This is a genomic window from Streptomyces sp. NPDC044061, assembly GCF_056434305.1.
Genome location: NZ_JBWKFL010000018.1, coordinates 46827 through 65592 on the forward strand (window position 1 = coordinate 46827; position 18766 = coordinate 65592).

Annotated in this window: 16 protein-coding genes; 9 read left to right on the forward strand and 7 right to left on the reverse strand. The window is 71.1% G+C overall.

Annotation, left to right across the window (positions count from 1 at the left end; translation table 11 throughout):
- Positions 1 to 567 precede the first annotated feature (567 nt).
- From AC07CM_RS28120 to AC07CM_RS28140, 5 genes are all read left to right on the forward strand, one after another.
- Positions 568 to 1494 carry a DUF3027 domain-containing protein gene (locus tag AC07CM_RS28120; protein WP_478879227.1) on the forward strand — a complete coding sequence of 309 codons (927 nt, stop codon included), beginning with the start codon at positions 568 to 570 and terminating at the stop codon, positions 1492 to 1494.
- Positions 1495 to 1629: 135 nt separating this feature from the next.
- Positions 1630 to 4758 carry a sacsin N-terminal ATP-binding-like domain-containing protein gene (locus tag AC07CM_RS28125; protein ID WP_478879228.1) on the forward strand — a complete coding sequence of 1043 codons (3129 nt, stop codon included), beginning with the start codon at positions 1630 to 1632 and terminating at the stop codon, positions 4756 to 4758.
- A 225-nt stretch (positions 4759 to 4983) separates the two neighbouring features.
- On the forward strand, positions 4984 to 5916 hold the full coding sequence (locus AC07CM_RS28130; RefSeq protein WP_478879229.1) for a hypothetical protein: 933 nt from the start codon (positions 4984 to 4986) through the stop codon (positions 5914 to 5916).
- A 264-nt stretch (positions 5917 to 6180) separates the two neighbouring features.
- On the forward strand, positions 6181 to 7038 hold the full coding sequence (locus AC07CM_RS28135) for a hypothetical protein (protein ID WP_478879230.1): 858 nt from the start codon (positions 6181 to 6183) through the stop codon (positions 7036 to 7038).
- Positions 7039 to 7255: 217 nt separating this feature from the next.
- Positions 7256 to 8038, forward strand: coding sequence for a hypothetical protein (locus AC07CM_RS28140; RefSeq protein WP_478879231.1), 783 nt, complete (start codon positions 7256 to 7258; stop codon positions 8036 to 8038).
- Between the two features lie 269 nt (positions 8039 to 8307).
- Here AC07CM_RS28140 and AC07CM_RS28145 read toward each other — a convergent pair whose 3' ends face one another.
- Both AC07CM_RS28145 and AC07CM_RS28150 read right to left on the reverse strand, forming a co-directional pair.
- A complete protein-coding gene (locus AC07CM_RS28145; RefSeq protein WP_478879232.1) occupies positions 8308 to 10704 on the reverse strand; it encodes an HAD-IC family P-type ATPase in 2397 nt (798 codons plus the stop codon).
- A 107-nt stretch (positions 10705 to 10811) separates the two neighbouring features.
- Positions 10812 to 11081, reverse strand: a complete 270-nt coding sequence (locus tag AC07CM_RS28150) for a DUF2530 domain-containing protein (protein WP_478879233.1) — start codon at positions 11079 to 11081, stop codon at positions 10812 to 10814.
- Positions 11082 to 11282: 201 nt separating this feature from the next.
- On the opposite strand from AC07CM_RS28150, the gene AC07CM_RS28155 reads away from it, so the two are divergent.
- Positions 11283 to 12734 carry an NCS2 family permease gene (locus AC07CM_RS28155; RefSeq protein ID WP_478879234.1) on the forward strand — a complete coding sequence of 484 codons (1452 nt, stop codon included), beginning with the start codon at positions 11283 to 11285 and terminating at the stop codon, positions 12732 to 12734.
- Between the two features lie 10 nt (positions 12735 to 12744).
- On the opposite strand, the gene AC07CM_RS28160 is transcribed toward AC07CM_RS28155, so the two are convergent.
- Positions 12745 to 12927, reverse strand: a complete 183-nt coding sequence (locus tag AC07CM_RS28160; protein ID WP_153543330.1) for a ribbon-helix-helix protein, CopG family — start codon at positions 12925 to 12927, stop codon at positions 12745 to 12747.
- A gap of 153 nt (positions 12928 to 13080) precedes the next feature.
- On the opposite strand from AC07CM_RS28160, the gene AC07CM_RS28165 reads away from it, so the two are divergent.
- Entirely contained in the window at positions 13081 to 13518 is a 438-nt protein-coding gene (locus AC07CM_RS28165) for a MarR family winged helix-turn-helix transcriptional regulator (protein WP_478879235.1), read from the forward strand.
- Positions 13519 to 13619: 101 nt separating this feature from the next.
- Complete coding sequence (locus AC07CM_RS28170; protein ID WP_478879236.1) at positions 13620 to 14891, forward strand: MFS transporter; 1272 nt, start codon at positions 13620 to 13622, stop codon at positions 14889 to 14891.
- Positions 14892 to 14910: 19 nt separating this feature from the next.
- On the opposite strand, the gene AC07CM_RS28175 is transcribed toward AC07CM_RS28170, so the two are convergent.
- Positions 14911 to 15438, reverse strand: a complete 528-nt coding sequence (locus AC07CM_RS28175) for a GNAT family N-acetyltransferase (RefSeq protein ID WP_478879237.1) — start codon at positions 15436 to 15438, stop codon at positions 14911 to 14913.
- 121 nt (positions 15439 to 15559) lie between these two features.
- Between AC07CM_RS28175 and thpR the strand changes: the two genes are divergently transcribed.
- Positions 15560 to 16132, forward strand: a complete 573-nt coding sequence (gene thpR / locus AC07CM_RS28180; protein WP_478879238.1) for an RNA 2',3'-cyclic phosphodiesterase — start codon at positions 15560 to 15562, stop codon at positions 16130 to 16132.
- Between the two features lie 166 nt (positions 16133 to 16298).
- On the opposite strand, the gene AC07CM_RS28185 is transcribed toward thpR, so the two are convergent.
- The 3 genes from AC07CM_RS28185 to AC07CM_RS28195 form a co-directional block, all read right to left on the reverse strand.
- Positions 16299 to 17288: an aldo/keto reductase gene (locus AC07CM_RS28185; RefSeq protein WP_478879239.1), complete on the reverse strand. Its 990-nt coding sequence runs from the start codon at positions 17286 to 17288 to the stop codon at positions 16299 to 16301.
- 50 nt (positions 17289 to 17338) lie between these two features.
- Positions 17339 to 17932: a Uma2 family endonuclease gene (locus AC07CM_RS28190; RefSeq protein WP_478879240.1), complete on the reverse strand. Its 594-nt coding sequence runs from the start codon at positions 17930 to 17932 to the stop codon at positions 17339 to 17341.
- 88 nt (positions 17933 to 18020) lie between these two features.
- Positions 18021 to 18704, reverse strand: a complete 684-nt coding sequence (locus AC07CM_RS28195) for a GDSL-type esterase/lipase family protein (RefSeq protein WP_478879241.1) — start codon at positions 18702 to 18704, stop codon at positions 18021 to 18023.
- Positions 18705 to 18766: the final 62 nt, after the last annotated feature.

An 18766-nucleotide genomic window follows, 5' to 3' on the forward strand; every position in this document is an offset into this window, starting at 1 on the left:
GGAACTTCTCAATCGACCGCCTCATCCTCGGCCCCGGAACTTCTCGGCCGACCGTCTCGCCCCCTCGGCACGGCACATCGCGGCCGACCCTCCGCCCCGCTCTTTCTCAGCGGACCGACCCGCCCCCGCCCCCGGAACTTCTCAATCGACCGCCTCATCCTCGGCCCCGGAACTTCTCGGCCGACCGTCTCGCCCCCTCGGCACGGCACATCGCGGCCGACCCTCCGCCCTGCTCCTTCTCAGCGGACCGACCCGCCCCCGCCCCCGGAACTTCTCACCCCACCGCCCCCGCCCCGGGGCCCGGTACTTCGCAGCTCGCCGTGCCGGATGGCGGGGGTCGGCGTCCTGCCGAGTGAGACGGTGGGTGGGTGGGAAACGCGGCGGACTGTCCCCGACCACCGGCGACGGGGTAGCGTGCGTATCTCAGCCATAACGCAGAATGGATGGCAGAGGTGCGCCCGAGCGCGATCGGACGCGGACGTCGATGCGGCCCACAGGTCCGCTCCGTCCGCTTCACCGCCGGAGGCATCCGCACTCGTGAGACGGCGTAGGAGAGAAGCGATACCTGTGAGCGCAGCGACAACGCGAAGCCGCACCCCCGACCGCCTGTGCGCCGAGGCCGTCGACCTAGCCCGTGCCGCCGCCGAGGAGGCCGCCGCCCCCGGCGTGGTCGGTGAGCACGTCGGCCTGGTGTCGGAGGGCGACCGTGTTGTCACGCACTTCTTCGAGTGCAAGGAGCCGGGCTACCGCGGCTGGCGCTGGGCGGCGACCGTGGCCCGCGCCTCCCGCGCGAAGATCGTGACGCTGGACGAGGTGGTCCTGCTCCCCGGCCCCGACGCCCTCCTGGCCCCCGAGTGGGTCCCGTGGAGCGAGCGCCTGCGCCCCGGCGACCTCGGCCCCGGCGATCTGCTCCCCACCGACCAGGAGGACCTGCGCCTGGAGCCCGGCTACACGGGCGAGGAGCGGCCCGCGCCGAACTCGATCGTGTCCGAGGAGCTGGAGGAGCTCGCGGAGGCGGAGGACGCCGAGGTCACCGCGGGCACCCCCGCCACCCAGCCGACGACGCCGACCCGGGGCTCGATCGCCGCGGTGGCCGAGGAACTCGGCATGCGCCGCGCCCGGGTCCTCTCCCGCTACGGCCTGCACGTCGCTGCGGACCGCTGGGAGGAGTCGTTCGGCCCCAAGACCCCGATGGCCCAGGCGGCCCCGGCAACCTGTATGAGCTGCGGTTTCCTGTCCCCCATCGGCGGCTCCCTCGGCCAGGCCTTCGGCGTCTGCGCGAACGAGTTCGCCCCGGCCGACGGCCGCGTGGTCTCCCTGGCGTACGGCTGCGGCGGCCACTCGGAGGCGGCGGTCATGCCGAAGCCGCCCCAGCCGGCCGCACCGGTGATCGACGAGACCCGGGTGGACCCCTTCCCGCTCCGTCCGGCCCGCGACTCGGGCTCGGTACCGGAGACCGGGGACGACGAGACGGCGGAACTCGGCCACTCGTAGACCGCGCCGGCACCGCGGGGACCGCCCGCGGCCCCGCCACCGGTGCGGAACCACCTCTCCGGCCCTGACCTGTGCCTTCGGTCTCCTCGCCGCACTCGCTGTACCTTCGTCCTCACGTCGACGAGGAGAGTGAACGTGAGCAAGTACGTGCGGCCGGCGGCCGAGGGCGCCGACCCCTTCGGCACCGCCCGTCTGCGCCGCGGTGTCCTCGACGCCTGGGCCACCAGCCCCGCCCGGTTCCGTGAGGACGCCAACGCCGAGGAGGACCTGGTCCTCGGCGGCTACCGGGACCGGCTCGTGGTCGAGCTGGCCCAGAACGCCGCCGACGCCGCCGCACGGACCCGGACCCCGGGCCGGCTGCGCCTCACCCTCCGCGACGGCGTGCTGGTCGCGGCGAACACCGGCGCCCCGCTGGACGCGGCCGGTGTCGAGTCGCTGTCCACCCTGCGTGCCTCCGCCAAGCGCGAAGCCCAGGACACCCACGGCGCCGTCGGCCGGTTCGGCGTCGGTTTCGCCGCCGTACTCGCCGTCACGGACGAGCCCGCGATCGTCGGCCGGCACGGCGGGGTCCGCTGGTCCCTGGCCGAGGCGCGGGAAGAGGCCGCCGGCATCGCCCGGCACAGCCCCGGGCTCGGCGACGAGATCCGGCGCCGCGACGGGCACGTGCCGCTCCTCCGGCTCCCCTTCGCCGCCGAGGGCTCCGCCCCGGAGCCGTACGACACCGCCGTCATCCTGCCGCTGCGCGACACCGCCGCCACCGACCTCGCCGAGCGCCTCCTCGACGGCATCGACGACGCCCTGCTCCTCGCCCTGCCCGGCCTGGAGGAAGTGGTCGTCGAGGTCAACGGCGAAGCCCCGCGCACCCTGCGCCGCCGTACCGAGGGCGCCGTCACCGTGGTGGAGGACTCGCGGGACGGCACCACTCGCTGGCGCACTCTCTCCGCACACGGCCCGCTCACCCCGGAGCTGCTCACCGACCGGCCGGTGGAGGAGCGCCTGCGCCCCCACTGGTCGGTGACCTGGGCCGTACCGGCGGACGCCGACGGCCGCCCGGTACGGCCGCGCACCACGCCCGTCGTGCACGCCCCCACCCCCAGCGACGAGCCCCTGGGCGTCCCCGCGCTGCTCATCGCGTCCTTCCCGCTGGACACCACCCGCCGGCACGCGGCGCCCGGCCCACTGACCGACTTCCTGGTGCAGCGCGCGGCGGCCGTCTACACCGAACTGCTCGCCGAGTGGCGCCCGGTGACCGAGGGCGTGATCGACCTCGTACCCGGACCGCTGGGCAAGGGAGAGCTGGACGGCGCGCTGCGGCAGGCCGTCCTGGAGCGGCTGCCGCGCACCGCGTTCCTGCCCCCGGCCGTCGACTCCAAGGGCGACGACGACCTCCCGGAGGCGCTGCGCCCGAGGGACGCCGAAGTGGTGGAGGGCGCGGGCGCGGACACCGTACGGGTCCTCGCGGAGGTGCTGCCCACCCTGCTGCCCGCCGGGCTGGAACGCCGTGTGGAGCTGCGCACCCTCGGTGTGGCCCGGCTCCCGCTCGCCGACGCCGTCGACCGGCTGGCCGGTCTGGAGAAGGCCCCCGAGTGGTGGTGGCGGCTCTACGACAGCCTCGCCGGCGTCGACCCCGACCGGCTCTCCGGGCTTCCGGTGCCACTCGCGGACCGGCGCACCACCATCGGCCCCCGGCAGGTCCTGCTGCCCGCTCCGGACGCCGCCCGGATCGACGCCGAGGTGCTCGGCCGGCTCGGGCTCAAGGTCGCCCACGAGGACGCCGTGCACCCGCTCCTGGAGAAGCTGGGCGCGCTGCCGGCGACCCCGCGTGCGGTGCTGACCACTCCGCAGGTGCGGGCCGCCGTGGCGGCCTCGCTGGACGACGAGGGCGGGGCGCTGTGGGAGGAGGACGCCCCCGGCGCCGAGGAACTGGCCGACACCGTCCTGGCCCTGGTGCGCGATGCCGGACTCGAGCCCGGTGACGAGCCGTGGCTGGGTGCCCTCGCGCTGCCCGACGAGGACGGGGAACTCGCCCCGGCCGGTGAGCTGGTCTTTCCCGGCAGCTCCTTCGCCCGTGTCATCCGCGAGGACGAACTGGCCGCCGTGGATGCGGAGTTGGCCGAGAGGTGGGGAGAACAGCCGCTGGCCGCCTGCGGGGTGCTCGCGAACTTCGCGCTCGTGCGCGCCACGGACGTCGTCCTCGACCCGGACGAACTGGAGCCCCGGGAAGGCGACTTCGCCGAGCCGGACGACGCGGGCCTGCTCGACGCCGTGGACGTGTGGTGCGAGGACATCCTCGACCGCTTCCCCGACAGCCCGGTGCCGCCGGTGGCCACCGAACTGGTCGCCGTGCGCGATCTCGACCTGGTGGACGACGACCACTGGCCCGAGGCGCTCACCCTGCTGGCCCAGCCGCCGCTGCGGGACGCGCTCACCCAGCCGGTGCGGATCCTGCTGCCCGACGGCACCCACGAGGTCGTACGGCCGTACACGGCGTGGTGGCTGCGCGGGCATCCCGTCCTCGATGGGCGCCGGCCCGCCGGTCTGCTCGCGGCCGGCGGGGATCCGCTGCTGCGCGGCCTGTACGACGAGGCCGACGCCACGGGCTTCGACGACGAGCAGGTGCTGCGCGCGCTGGGCGTGCGGACCTCGGTGGCCGCCCTGCTGGACGAGCCCGGCGGCGCGGCCGAACTGCTGGACCGCCTCGCCGACCCCGAACGCCCGGTGAGCCCGGCCCAACTGCACGGTCTGTACGGCGCGCTGGCCGAGCTGGACCCCGAGCAGGTGACCCTGCCGGACGAGTTGCGGGCCGTGGCCGACGGCCGGGTGACCGTGGTGGACGCGGCCGACGCGGTGGTGGTCGACTCGCCCGACCTGCTGCCGTTCACCTCGGGAGTGCCGCTGCTGCCCGTCCGGCCGTCCCGGGCCGCCGAGCTGGCGGAGCTGTTCCAGGTGCGGCGGCTGAGCGAGTCCGTCACCGGCGAGGTCCACTCCGAGGGGACCGAGCACGACGTACCGGAGTCGGTGCGGGTGCTGCTCGGCCCGCGCACGCCCGGCACCCATGTCGAGCACGAGGAACTGGTCGTGGACGGCGTCGAGATCGACTGGCGGCTCACCGACGACGGCGTCCTGCACGCGGCCACCCTGGAGGGCGTCGCCGCGGGCCTCGCCTGGGCGGCCGGCCAGTGGCCACGCCGTTTCGAGGTGGCGGCCCTGCTGGAGGACCCGTCCCGGACGGAGGAGCTGGCGCGCGACCGCTGGTTCGACTGAGCCGGCGGCGCGACGGTCCCGGGCGGAAACACCTTCCGTACCGGGGCCGTTGGCCCACCCGTCACCCAAGTGACGCGCACGCAAACACTTCAATTTTCATACAACGGTCCCCAGGCGCCGTGGATCTGATCATCCGAGTCAACCGACTCCACGATCATGTGGGCCTCGGAGCGGGCGCGCAGCAGCGAGCATCCGCCCGAGACCCCACTCTCCACAGGGGAACGCATGCGCATTCGCGCCACCGTGGCCGCCGTCTCCGGCGCCCTGGCTCTCTCCGCCTTCGCCGTGCCGGCCGCACACGCCGGCAACGGAACCACGTTCGACCGCGACGACCTCGTGAAGGCCGCGCGGGCCGCGCACCACGCCGCGGGCAGGTCCGCGTTCAGCACGTCCTCCGCCGCCGACACCGGCGAGCCCTACGCGCTGGACCTCTCCTTCTCCGACGTCAAGATCAACAATGGCAAGTCGATCAACGCGGGCACCACCACCCACACCACGGTCCCCGTGACCTACACCGTCACGCACGCCGAGGACATCGACGTCAACGCGCCCGACTTCATGATGGACGTCGAGATCTACCGTGGCTCGTACGACGACCCGGCCAACGTCCTCTTCGGCGACGACTGGCCGACCTGCACGGTGGTCTCCGCGACCCAGGACAGCTGCAAGGGCACCATCGACGTCTACGCCGGCACTGAGCTGACCAACCCCGACGCGACCAAGTGGACGGCCATCGGGTACGCGATCGACTGGAACGACCAGGACCCGGAGTCCGACAACATCGACTGGAGCAAGGTCGGTTACGTCGACCAGGACGCGGTGGCCACGACCAGCCTCAAGCGCCTGACCAAGGCCACGGCCGACGGCACGCCGGAGCCCGCGGTGAAGGGCAGGGCCATCACCGTCACGGGCAAGCTGACCCTGGCCAACTGGAGCGACCACAAGTACCACGGCTACGCCGGCCAGAGCGTGCAGCTGCAGTTCCGCAAGAAGGATTCCAGCACCTACAGCACGGTGAAGACGGTCACGTCGGACTCGGCGGGCAATCTGAAGACCACGGTCACGGCGTCCACCTCCGGCTACTTCCGCTACTACTTCGCGGGTGCCTCGTACAGCGCGCCGGTCACCGCCACGGGTGACTACGTCGGCGTGCGCTGAGCGGTCGTGAAGTAGGCAGTACCGTGCCGGCCCCGGAAGCGCCTGCCGCCTCCGGGGGCCGGAACGCTCCCCCTCGCCTGCGCGACGAGTTGGTAACGCGAAGGTAAAATCTGACCGGATGTCGTCGCCGCCGTACAACCGGTCACGCCCCTCGTGGATCTGATCACTCGAGTCAACAGACTCACGATCACTTGGGCCCCGCGGCGACGACGAACCGTGCGGGACGACCGCCGCCGGGGCCCCTTTCTCCACTCAGGGGAGCGCATGCGTATACGTGCCACCGTGGCCGCCGTCACCGGCGCCCTGGCCCTCACCGCTCTCGTCGTGCCGGCCGCGCAGGCCGCCGACTCCGCCCCGTCCTACAAGGCGGCGGCCGCGAGGGTCCTCTCGCACGCCGGCAAGAGCGCCTTCAGCTCCGCCGACGAGCCCGCGGACCTGGGCGTCACGTTCTCGAACCTCAAGATCGCCTCGGCGATCAAGGTCGGCACGACCAACCACGTCACCGCCACGGTCACCTACACGATGACCCACGACGCCAACTACGTGCTCGGCTCCGACGACTTCGACAACGGTCCGTTCATCTACAAGCCGTCCACGGGCGGCATCCTGTTCGGCGACGCCCCGGCCGACTGCACCGCCACCTCGACGACGACCGCCAGCTGCAAGGGCCTCATCGACGTCTACCCGGCCGACGACGAGCTGCTCAACGTGGACGCCGGCACCTGGAAGGCGGGCGCGCTGGCGGTCCAGTACAGCACCGGCGACGGCTCCGAGACGGACGACCTCGGCACCACCCTGGTCCAGCGCTACTCCAAGCTGACGGTCAACGCCTCGCCGGAGCCGGTGAAGAAGGGCAAGACCATCACGGTCACGGGCAAGCTGTCCCGTGCCAACTGGGAGGACCACCAGTACCACGGCTACACCAAGCAGTCGGTGAAGCTGCAGTTCCGCAAGAAGGACTCCAGCACCTACACCACGCTGAAGACCATCACGTCGGACTCCACGGGCAACCTGAAGACCACGACCACCGCGTCGGCCGACGGCTACTTCCGCTTCGCCTTCGGGGGCACCACGACGACCCCGGCGGTGAACGCCACGGGTGACTTCGTCGACGTCCAGTAAGACGCGCGGTAAGCGGTAGGCAGTACCGTCACGGCCCCGGAGGCGCATGCCGCCTCCGGGGCCGGAACGTTTCTTCTCACTTGCGCCATGGACTGGCAACGCAAGGCCAAAATCTGACCGAGAAGCGCTCCTGCCGTACAACCGGTCACACCCCTCACGGATCTGATCGCCTGAGTCGACCGACTCCACGATCACTTATCCCTCCAGGGGAACGCACATGCGCATACGTGCCACCGTGGCCGCCGTCTCCGGCGCCCTCGCCCTCTCCGCCTTCGCCGTCCCGGCCGCGCACGCGGCCACCGCGGGACCGGACGTCACCTTCTCCAACCTGAAGGTGAACGGCGGCAAGGCCATCACCCTCGGCGCGACCTCCACGGCCAAGGTCAAGGCGACCTATACCGTGACCCACCCCTCCACCGTCTCCCTCGCCAACGTCGACACCGGCCCGGTGCTCTACCGCGGCACCTCGGCGAAGGACGCCGACACGCAGGTCATCAGCGACGACCCGGGCACCTGCACCACGGTGAACTCCACCACCGCGAACTGCTCGGCGACGATCACCCTCCCGGCCGCCGAGCTGTACAACTCCGACGCAGGCACCTGGAAGACGGGCGCTCTCGCCGTCGACAAGAAGACCTACGCCGCCACCTGGCAGAACGACCTGGGCACCATCCCGGTCCGCCGCGCCGCCAAGCTCACCGCCAACGCCACCCCGGAGCCGGTCAAGAAGGGCGGGACCCTGACCGTCACCGGCACGCTGACCCGGGCCAACTGGGAGTCCGGCAAGTACGCCGGCTTCGGCGGCCAGTCGGTGAAGCTCCAGTTCCGCAAGGCGGGCACCACCACCTACACCACCGTCAAGACCATCACGTCGTCCGCCACGGGCGCCCTGAAGACCACGGTCACGGCCGCCTCCGACGGCTACTACCGCTACAGCTTCGCGGGCACCTCCACCACGTCGTCCGTGAGCGCCACGGGCGACTACGTCGACGTGCAGTAGTCATTTCCCGCTCCACGTGAGCCCGGGGGCCGCCCAGCGAGGCGGCCCCCGGCCACGAGGCGGCCGTGGTGCTCCTGGCGCGCCATGGTCCGGGCCGGAGCCGCCCGCGCCTCATCGGGGGCCGCCGTGTCCTCCGGCCGTACGGCGATCCGTCCGCCCGCCCGCTCCAGCACACCCGCCCTGTGCTGTGGGCGTCGGCCAGGACGGCAGGTCGAAGAAGTCAGGGCGGACTCGCGCCCCGCGAGTCCATGTGGCCCACAGTCCGACGCTCACGCGGGGAAGCGGCGGTCGACCCACTTCCACAGGAACTCCAGGGCGGCCGACGCCACCACCGCCACTCCCACCGCCGTCCACGGCATGGCCATGCCCACCAGCTTCAGCGCGAAGAAGCTCTGCAGGGCCGGCACCACGAGGACGAGGAGGAACGCCGCCCCCATCGACGCCACCAGGACGACGCGCCACCAGGTGTAGGGGCGGGCGATGATCGCCAGGACCCACATGGAGACCAGGAACAGGGTCAGGGTCGCCGCGCTGGTCTCCGCGTCCAGGGAGCCCGGGCCGGTGTAGTGATGGCGGGCCAGCAGGTACGTCACGAAGGTCGCCGTTCCGGCCACCACCCCGCCCGGGATCGCGTAGCGCATCACCCTGCGGACGAAGTGGGGCCGGGCCCGTTCCCGGTTCGGGGCCAGGGCCAGGAAGAAGGCCGGGACTCCGATCGTGAGGGTGGAGAGCAGGGTCAGGTGCCGGGGCAGGAAGGGGTACTCGACCTGCCAGCACACCACCAGCAGCGCGAGCAGCACCGAGTACACCGTCTTGACCAGGAACAGCGTGGCCACCCGCGTGATGTTGCCGATGACCCGGCGGCCCTCGGCGACCACCGAGGGCAGCGTGGCGAAGCTGTTGTTCAGCAGGACGATCTGCGCGACCGCGCGGGTCGCCTCCGAACCCGAGCCCATCGAGACGCCGATGTCCGCGTCCTTCAGGGCGAGGACGTCGTTCACGCCGTCGCCGGTCATCGCGACCGTGTGCCCGCTCGACTGCAGCGCGCCCACCATGTCCCGCTTCTGCTGCGGGGTGACCCGGCCGAAGACGGTGCCCTCGTCCAGCGCGTCGGCCATGTCCTTGCGCTCGGGGGGCAGCCGGCGCGCGTCCACCGTCGTACCGGACAGCCCCAGCTTCGCGGCGACCGCGCCGACGGAGACCGCGTTGTCGCCGGAGATCACCTTGGCGTGGACGTTCTGCTCCGCGAAGTAGCGGAGGGTGTCGGCGGCTTCGGGCCGCAGCCGCTGTTCGAGGACGACGAGGGCGGTGGGACGGGCTCCCCTGGCCGGCTCGGGGTCGTCCAGGTCCCGGGTGGCACGGGCGAGCAGCAGGACCCGGAGGCCCTGCTCGTTGAGGCGCTCGGTTTCGGCCAGGGCGGGGGCGTCGGGGGCGAGCAGCACGTCGGGGGCGCCCAGCAGCCAGGTGCTGGCCTCGCCGTCGCCCTCGCTGAAGGCGGCGCCGCTGTACTTGCGGGCGGAGGAGAAGGGGAGCGACTCGACGCAGCGCCACTCCTCGCTGTCCGGGTAGGCGTCGATGATCGCCTGGAGGGAGGCGTTGGGACGCGGATCGGACTCCCCGAGGGCGCCCAGCACTCTGCGCACATAGGTCTCGTCGGCCCCGTCCAGCGGCCTGAGGCCGGTCACGTCCATGCCGCCCTCGGTCAGCGTGCCGGTCTTGTCCAGGCAGACGGTGTCCACCCGGGCCAGGCCCTCGATGGCGGGCAGCTCCTGCACCAGGCACTGTTTCCGGCCCAGCCGGATGACCCCGATGGCGAAGGCCACGGAGGTGAGGAGCACCAGCCCCTCGGGGACCATCGGGACGATTCCGCCGATCGTCCGGGCGATCGCGTCCTTCAGGTCGTTGCTCTTCACCACAAGCTGGGTGAGGACCAGGCCGATCGCGGCCGGGATCATCATCCAGGTCACGTACTTGAGGATCGTGGAGATGCCGGTGCGCAGCTCGGAGTGGACGAGGGTGAAGCGGGAGGCCTCCTCGGCGAGCCGGGCGGCGTAGGCCTCGCGGCCCACCTCGGTCGCCGTGAAGGCGCCGCCGCCCGCGACCACGAAACTGCCGGACATCACCTGGTCGCCGGGGCGTTTGACGACGGGGTCGGCCTCACCGGTGAGCAGCGACTCGTCGATCTCCAGCCCGTCGGCCTCCGCGCACACGCCGTCCACGACGATCTTGTCGCCGGGGCCTATCTCCAGAAGGTCGTCGAGGACGATCTCGTTGGTGGCCACCTCGACGGCGGTCCCCTCGCGCCGGACGGTCGGCCGGGACTCGCCGATCACCGCGAGGGAGTCCAGGGTCTGTTTGGCCCGCCACTCCTGGACGATGCCGATGCCGGTGTTGGCGATGATCACGAAGCCGAAGAGGCTGTCCTGGATCGGGGCGACGAACAGGGTGACCAGCCACAGCACACCGATGATCGCGTTGAACCGGGTGAAGACGTTCGCCCGGACGATCTCGCCCAGGGAGCGGCTGCTCCGCACCGGCACGTCGTTGACCTGTCCGCGCGCGATGCGCTCCGCGACCTGGGCGCCGGTCAGCCCGTCCGACCGACTCGCGGGCAGGGCCACCGGGTGCACGGGGTCGAGTTCGGCGCCCGCGTCGATGTGGGTCATGCATTCGACGGTACGTGCGGTTTTGCGGCTTCACCTGCCGAGTGGGCAGAAGTTCCGACTCGGGGAGGAGGAGGGGTCGTGCGCCGGGAGGAGAGTCCGGCCGCCGGCTACTCCGCCGCGGCGGCGGCCTTCAGGGCCGCGTCGCGCTTGATCGCCGCGTCCCGCTTGCGGACGTACCAGACGCCGATCAGTCCCAGCCCGCCTCCGGCCAGGCAGGTCCAGAGCCACCAGGCGTGGCCGTGGTCGTTGAACCAGCCGTAGAACGGCAGCTGGACCAGGAAGAGGACGAACCATACGATCGTGCCGCCGGTGATGGTGGCGACCACGGGGCCCTCCAGGGGCTCCGGCGCTTCGTGCTTGGGGGTCCACTTCGTCATGGGGCACAGCTTACGAGGCGTTCCGGGTGGACCGGCAGGCCGTCCTGGGCGGACCGCAGGCCTTTCCCGTCCGGGGTCTACGCGCGGAGATGGCGATCTAACACTCATACGTTCATACTGAAACCGTTTGTCTTTGACCACTTCTGATCGTATGAAACTCCAACGGGACTCGGGGGAACCCCGTCGGTGATGAGGTCCCGCATGTCCACCTCGGCACCTGCCAAGGTCCCCACCCCCGAGAAGCCGGGTGGCGCGCCCGCCTACGGCGCTCTCGACCGCTACTTCAAGATCTCCGAGCGCGGCAGCACCGTCGGCCGTGAGATCCGCGGCGGTCTCGCCACCTTCTTCGCGATGGCGTACATCATCGTGCTGAACCCGATCATTCTCGGCAGCGCGAAGGACATGTACGGGCACCACCTGAACAACGGCCAGCTGGTCACGGCGACCGCCCTGACGGCCGCGTTCACCACCCTGCTGATGGGTGTCATCGGCAACGTGCCGATCGCGCTCGCCGCCGGTCTCGGCGTGAACTCGGTCGTCGCGCTCCAGCTCGCACCCCGCATGTCCTGGCCGGACGCCATGGGCATGGTCGTGCTGGCCGGTTTCGTGGTCATGCTGCTGGTCGCCACGGGCCTGCGCGAGCGCGTGATGAACGCGGTGCCGTTCGGGCTGCGCAAGGCGATCTCGATCGGTATCGGCCTGTTCATCATGCTGATCGGCCTGGTCGATTCCGGTTTCGTCACCCGTATCCCGGACGCCGCCCAGACCACCGTCCCGCTCCAGCTCGGCAGCAACGGTCACCTCAACGGCTGGCCGGTGCTGATCTTCATCCTGGGCGCGCTGCTCACCTTCGCCCTCATCGTCCGCAAGGTGCCGGGCGCGATCCTGATCTCCATCGTCGGGATGACCGTCCTCGCGCTGATCATCAACTCGGTCGCCACGGTCCCGAACTGGGGCCTGACGGTCCCGAAGTGGCCCGGCAACCCGGTGTCCACCCCCGACTTCGGCCTGATCGGTCAGTTCAGCCTCTTCGGCGGCTTCTCCAAGGTCGGCCTGCTGACCGGCGTCCTCTTCGTCTTCACGGTCCTGCTGTCGTGCTTCTTCGACGCCATGGGCACGATCATGGGCATCAGCGACGAGGCCAAGCTGACCGACGCCGAGGGCTACATGCCGGGCATCAACAAGGTCCTCTTCGTCGACGGCGTCGCGGTCGCGGCGGGCGGCGCCAGCTCCTCCTCGGCCACCACCGCGTTCGTGGAGTCCACGGCCGGTGTCGGCGAGGGCGCGCGCACCGGCTTCGCGAACGTCGTCACGGGCGGTCTCTTCGCGGTGGCCCTCTTCCTCACCCCGATCGCCACCATGGTCCCGTCCCAGGCGGCCACCCCGGCCCTGATCGCCGTGGGCTTCCTGATCCTGTCGAACTCCGTCAAGGAGATCGACTGGGCGGACTACACCATCGCCATCCCGGCCTTCGTGACCATGCTGATGATGCCGTTCACGTACTCGATCACGAACGGCATCGGCATGGGCTTCATCAGCTTCGTGGTGCTGCGCCTCGCGGCCGGGCGGGCCCGGGAGATCCCGGTTCCGATGTACGTCGTCTCGGCGGTCTTCGCGTTCTACTACCTGATGCCGGCCCTGGGCCTCACCTGATGCCCGGGCGTCAGGTGACGCCGTAGAACCTCTCCGTCTCCTCGACGGCGGCCTGGAACCGCTCGTCGAAGTCGTCCCGAATGAGCGTGCGGACCACATAGTCCTGCACGCTCATTCCCCTTTTCGCCGCGTGGTGCCGGAGCCTCTCGAGCAGCTCCCCGTCGATCCGCAGGCTGAGCACGGTGGTCCCCATGGGACGAGGGTCGCCACATCCGGCCGTCCCACGCGTCACTTTCCGCAGCCGTCTCACTCGTTCGGGTGATCAGAGGGTTCAGTGGCGGGCATCACGGGCATTCAGGCGTGTCGCGGTGGTCTTTAGCGAGAGTAATGAGTTACGCTAAAGAACATGCCGGACCTCACCCATGGCGACGACGCTGCCGCCGTGAACTCCCTCCGCTCCGCAGTGATGCGGCTCTCCCGTCGGCTCAAGCACCAGCGGGTCGACGAGTCGCTGAGCCCCACCGAGATGTCGGTGCTCGGCACCCTGTCCAACTGCGGCCGGGCCACTCCGGGCGAGCTGGCCCGCAAGGAGCACGTCCAGCCGCCGTCGATGACCCGCATCGTCGCGCTGCTCGAGGCCAAGGGACTGGTCCGTCTGGAGCCGCACCCCGAGGACCGGCGCCAGAAGGTCGTCACCAGGACCGAACAGGCCGAGGCGATGCTCGAGGAGAGCCGCCGCAAGCGCAACGCGTTCCTGGCCGGCCTCGTCGACGGCCTCGACGAGGACGAGTGGGCCAAACTGCGCGCCGCCGCCCCCGTGCTGGAGAAGCTCGCACACCTGTAAGCAGTCACCGGAGGAGGCGAACACTTTTGAGTACGGGATCCGGAACACCTTCCGCCCCCGCACCGACCGCCACTACTACCCCTGTTTCCCGCAGGACCTCGATGTTCGGCTCGCTGAGGATCAGGAACTACCGCCTCTTCTTCATCGGCCAGGTCGTCTCCAACACCGGCACCTGGATGCAGCGCATCGCCCAGGACTGGCTCGTGCTCAGCCTCACCGGCTCCTCCGCGGCCGTCGGCATCACGACGGCCCTGCAGTTCCTGCCGATGCTGCTGTTCGGCCTCTACGGCGGCGTCCTGGTCGACCGCCTCCCCAAGCGGCCCACCCTCCTGGTCACCCAGTCGTCCATGGCCCTCACGGGACTCGCGCTCGCCTTCCTGACCCTCTCGGGCCACGTCCAGGTCTGGCACGTCTACGTCGCCGCCTTCGCCGTCGGCCTCGCCACGGTGGTCGACAACCCGGCCCGGCAGTCCTTCGTCTCCGAGATGGTCGGCCCCGAGCAGCTGCAGAACGCGGTGAGCCTGAACTCCGCGAACTTCCAGTCCGCCCGGCTGGTCGGACCCGCCGTCGCCGGCCTCATGATCACCGGCGTGGGCACGGGCTGGGCGTTCCTCTTCAACGGCGTGTCCTTCGTCGCCCCCCTCGCCGGCCTGCTGCTGATGCGCGGCCGTGAGCTGCACGTGGTCGATCGCGCCCCGCGTGGCAAGGGCCAGCTGCGGGAGGGCCTGCGCTACGTCGCCGGCCGCCCGGAACTCATCTGGCCGATCGTCCTCGTCGGCTTCATCGGCACCTTCGGATTCAACTTCCCGGTGTGGCTGTCGGCCTACGCCGACGACGTCTTCCACGCCGGTGCCGGCGCCTACAGCCTCTTCAACACGCTGATGGCCGTCGGCTCCCTCGGCGGGGCACTGCTCGCGGCCCGCCGCGGCACGGCCCGCCTGCGCGTGCTGATCGCCGCCGCGCTGGCCTTCGGCGCGCTGGAGACCGTGGCCGCGCTGGTGCCGTCGTACTGGCTGTTCGCGCTGCTCATGGTCCCGATCGGGATATTCGGCCTCACGGTCAACGTCACCGCGAACACCGCCGTGCAGATGGCCACCGACCCGGCCATGCGCGGCCGGGTGATGGCCCTGTTCATGATGGTGTTCATGGGCGGTACGCCGCTCGGCGCGCCGGCCGTCGGCTGGATCACCGACACCTACGGCGCCCGCGTCGGCTTCGCCCTCGGCGGCATCATCTCCGCCGCGGCGGCCGCCGGCATCGGCCTGGTCCTCGCCCGCATCGGCGGCCTGCGCCTGTCGGTGGGCTGGCACCACGGCCACCCGCAGGTGCGGTTCGTCCAGCGCGAGCGGGAGCAGCTGGCCACCGCCGCCTGAGCGTCCGGCCCGTGGGGTCCTACAGGACCCTGCGGGCCAGCACCTGCCCCGGCCACTCGTCCTCGCCGTGCAGGAAGGACTCGGTGCGGATGAAGCCGTGGCGCTCGTAGTAGGCGACCAGCTTGCCGTCGTCGCCCGCGTAGCAGTCCACGCGCAGCAGGGAGATCCCGGCCCGGCGGGTCTCCGCGGCCGCGTGCGCGAGCAGGGCGGCACCGGCCCCCTGGCCCTTGAAGCGCCGGTGGGAGGTGAGCAGGTGGATGTACCGCTCGGGCTCGTCGGCCGGCTCCAGATAGGGGGCGGGGGCGTCGGTGAGGGTGAGGGTGGCGGCCGGGGTGCCGTCCACCTCGGCGATCCAGGGCGTGCCCTCGGTGACGTACCGCTCGACCAGCGCCACCGCCCGGGGGTCCCCCGACCAGGGCTCGGTGCCCCACTGCCGGGTCCGGCCCTGTGCGACCAGCCATGCCACGGCGCTGTCGAGCATGCCGAGGATCACGGGTATGTCGTCCGGCCGGCCCGCCCTGATCCTGATCTTCCCGTTGTTCTCCATGCTCTCGATCATCCCCTCACCGGGACGCCGGGTCAGCGGCTTCGGCGATCTCCCGGACGCCGCCGTACCGCCGCCGGGCGGGCGGCTGGCCCCGTGATCCGTTCCCTGGAAGGGTGACGCCATGAGACTCTTCGCGGCCGTGCTGCCCCCGGAGGACGTGACGGACGAACTCGCCGCCGAAGTAGCCCTGTTGCGCAGGCTGCCCGGGGCCGACGGGCTGCGCTGGACCGGCCGCCCCGGTTGGCACTTCACGCTCGCCTTCTACGGTGAGGTCGGCGACGAACTCGTACCGGACCTCTCGGACCGGCTGGAGCGCGCGGCCCGGCGCACCGCACCGTTCCCCCTGGCCCTCTCCGGTGGCGGGCAGTTCGGGCACGGCAGGGCCCTCTGGGCGGGCGCCTCCGGTGACGTGGAGTCCCTGCGGCTGCTCGCCGACCGGGCGGAGGCGGCGGCGCGGAAGGCCGGGGTGCCGATGGGGGAGCACCGGAGGTACAAGGCCCACCTGACGGTGGCGCGGAGCCGGGACGCGGTGGACGTACGGCCGTACGTCGACAGCCTGCGCGACTTCGCCGGCCGCACCTGGACCGTGGCCGAGCTGGCCCTGGTGCGCAGCAACCTGCCCACGTCCGGGGTGCCCGGGGAACAGCCCCGGTACGAGGCGGTCGCCCGCTGGGCTCTCGGCGGGGCCGGTTAGGCTCGATGCGTGGACCCGAAAACCCGGAACCGGATCATGGCCGGTGTGCTTGTGCTGATGTTCGTGGTGGTCGCGCTGTCGGCGGCGGTCAGATAGCCGCCTGGCCGAGCGCGGGGAACCGCGCCGTGCCGCGCGGTTCCCCGTGCCCTTCGGCGATGCCGCGGTGCTACCAGGCGAAGGCCTCAGGGGACGGCCCCGGGCCCGGGAAGATCTCGTCGAGGCCGGTCAGCAGTCCCTCCGACAACTCCAGGTCCACGGCCCTGAGAGCCGACTCCAGCTGCTCGGCGGTGCGCGGTCCGACGATCGGGCCGGTCACGCCGGGCCGGGTGAGCAGCCAGGCCAGGGCGGCCTCACCGGGCTCCACACCGTGCTTGTCGAGCAGGTCCTCGTAGGACTGGATCTGCGCGCGGGCGGTGGGGTCGGCGAGGGTGTCGGCGGCCCGGCCGGAGGCCCGGCGCCCGCCCTGCACCTCCTTCTTGATCACTCCGCCGAGCAGACCGCCGTGCAGCGGCGACCAGGGGATGACCCCGAGGCCGTAGTCCTGCGCGGCCGGGATGACCTCCATCTCGGCGCGCCGCTCGGCGAGGTTGTACAGGCACTGCTCGCTGACGAGTCCGATGGTGCCGTGGCGGCGGGCGGCGACCTCGTTGGCCTGGGCGATCTTGTAGCCGGGGAAGTTGGAGGAGCCGACGTAGAGGATCTTGCCCTGCTGGACGAGGACGTCGATCGCCTGCCAGATCTCCTCGAAAGGCGTGTTCCGGTCGATGTGGTGGAACTGGTAGACGTCGATGTGGTCGGTCTGCAGGCGCTTCAGGCTCGCGTCCACGGCCCGCCGGATGTTGAGCGCGGACAGCTTGTCGTGGTTGGGCCAGGCCTCGCCGTCGGCGGCCATGTTGCCGTACACCTTGGTGGCCAGCACCACCTTGTCGCGCCGCCCGCCCTTGGCGAACCAGTTCCCGATGATGGACTCGGTCCGCCCCTTGTTCTCGCCCCAGCCGTACACGTTGGCGGTGTCGAAGAAGTTGATGCCCGCGTCCAGCGCCGCGTCCATGATCGCGTGACTGTCGGCTTCGTCGGTCTGCGGGCCGAAGTTCATGGTGCCGAGGACGAGTCGGCTGACCTTGAGTCCCGTGCGTCCTAGCTGCGTGTACTTCATGGTGTCCTAGCCAACGGCTTGGAGTGCGCTCTAGGCAAGCGACTCGGGGGCTAGTCGCGGGGGTAGTCGTCGGTCCTGAGGACGAGGTCGACCACGGTGCCGGTGAGGTCGATGTCGGTGCCGAAGTCCACCCACGTCCTCGTGGAGTAGTCGCCGTCCTTGGGGTGTGTGTAGGCGTAGCACCGCCCTTGGTAGGGATCGGCGATGACGTAGACGGGGACCTCGGCCGTCGCATAGGCGGTCTTCTTCGGGCCGTAGTCGTTGGCGGCCGTACCTGCGGAGATCACCTCGGCGACGAACCTCACGTCCTGGTACCGCCAGTGGCCTTCGTCGTCTGCCTTCGCCTCGTCGCTGAGCATGGCGACGTCCGGGCAGAAGCCGTTCTCGTGGCCCGGGAAGTCGATGCGGACGTCCGTGAACGCAGTGACCTCCCTCCCGAACCTGTCCTCGAGGGCCCACAGGATCCGGCGGATGATCTGCCAGTGCGTGTTCCGCTGCGGCGTCATATGGACGTTGCCCCCGACGATCTCGACCCTGAATCCTTCGGGGACGGGCATCCGCTCAAGGCGTTCGAACCACTCGTCCAAACGCTTGGTGTTGGCGTCGGCGTCGGCCATCTCGATCCTGTCTTCCAGGACGGTCATTGTGGCGCTCCTCCCCGGCTGACCCACGGACAGGCGCAGCCGCGCACTTCAACGATACGCACCGTGACCAGGAGACGCCGGAACTCGGTCAACCCGTTCCGGCCACGTACGCCTGTCCGACCCCCCACGCCTCCCGCATCGCCCCGCCGAACGCCTCCGCGATCCGGTGCTCGCCGCTCGCGTTGGGATGCGTCCCGTCGTACGTGTCGGCGTGGATGTCGTACGACTCCGGCGGCGAGGCCAGCAGGATCGGGGACCGGGGCTCGTCCAGGTCGGCCACCGTCTTCGCCAGCAGGACGTTGAACCGCTCGACCTGGGCGGCGAACGGCTCGTCCAGTTCGGCCCGGATGTTCGGGATCACCGGCAGCAGCACCATCCGGATGTGCGGGGCCGCCGCCCGCGCCTGCGCGACGAAGGCCCGCACGTTCTCCGCCGTCTGCTCCGCGTTCGTGTAGAAGCCAAGGTCGATCAGCCCGAGGGAGACGAGCAGGACGTCCGGCCGGCTCTTCCGTACCGCCTCGCCGATCAGCGGGGCCATGTGCAGCCAGCCCTCGCCCCAGCCGGCCAGGTGGGCCCGGGGGAAGCGGGGCTCGGCGTAGTCCAGGGAGGTCGGGGCGTCGGCCTGTTTGTCGTACAGGGTCTCGCGCGGGCCGACGAAGGTGATGGGACCGTCGTACGACGTGCGCAGGTGCTGCCACAGTCGGTAACGCCACGTGTGCTCGCCGACGCTCCCGATCGTCATGGAGTCGCCTACGGGCATGAACCTGAGCATCCGCTCATGATGGACGATCACGGGGGCGGGCGGAGTGTGAGGCCCACCACGCCTCGGGAGCC

Coding starts and splice junctions, on each gene's coding strand:
- AC07CM_RS28140 (WP_478879231.1), top strand. CDS start 7,256: ATGCGCATACGTGCCACCGTGGCCGCCGTCTCCGGCGCCCTCGCCCTC.
- AC07CM_RS28155 (WP_478879234.1), top strand. CDS start 11,283: ATGTCCACCTCGGCACCTGCCAAGGTCCCCACCCCCGAGAAGCCGGGT.
- AC07CM_RS28170 (WP_478879236.1), top strand. CDS start 13,620: ATGTTCGGCTCGCTGAGGATCAGGAACTACCGCCTCTTCTTCATCGGC.
- AC07CM_RS28190 (WP_478879240.1), bottom strand. CDS start 17,932: ATGACCGTCCTGGAAGACAGGATCGAGATGGCCGACGCCGACGCCAAC.
- AC07CM_RS28175 (WP_478879237.1), bottom strand. CDS start 15,438: ATGGAGAACAACGGGAAGATCAGGATCAGGGCGGGCCGGCCGGACGAC.
- thpR (WP_478879238.1), top strand. CDS start 15,560: ATGAGACTCTTCGCGGCCGTGCTGCCCCCGGAGGACGTGACGGACGAA.
- AC07CM_RS28135 (WP_478879230.1), top strand. CDS start 6,181: ATGCGTATACGTGCCACCGTGGCCGCCGTCACCGGCGCCCTGGCCCTC.
- AC07CM_RS28145 (WP_478879232.1), bottom strand. CDS start 10,704: ATGACCCACATCGACGCGGGCGCCGAACTCGACCCCGTGCACCCGGTG.
- AC07CM_RS28165 (WP_478879235.1), top strand. CDS start 13,081: ATGCCGGACCTCACCCATGGCGACGACGCTGCCGCCGTGAACTCCCTC.
- AC07CM_RS28195 (WP_478879241.1), bottom strand. CDS start 18,704: ATGCTCAGGTTCATGCCCGTAGGCGACTCCATGACGATCGGGAGCGTC.
- AC07CM_RS28130 (WP_478879229.1), top strand. CDS start 4,984: ATGCGCATTCGCGCCACCGTGGCCGCCGTCTCCGGCGCCCTGGCTCTC.
- AC07CM_RS28185 (WP_478879239.1), bottom strand. CDS start 17,288: ATGAAGTACACGCAGCTAGGACGCACGGGACTCAAGGTCAGCCGACTC.
- AC07CM_RS28150 (WP_478879233.1), bottom strand. CDS start 11,081: ATGACGAAGTGGACCCCCAAGCACGAAGCGCCGGAGCCCCTGGAGGGC.
- AC07CM_RS28160 (WP_153543330.1), bottom strand. CDS start 12,927: ATGGGGACCACCGTGCTCAGCCTGCGGATCGACGGGGAGCTGCTCGAG.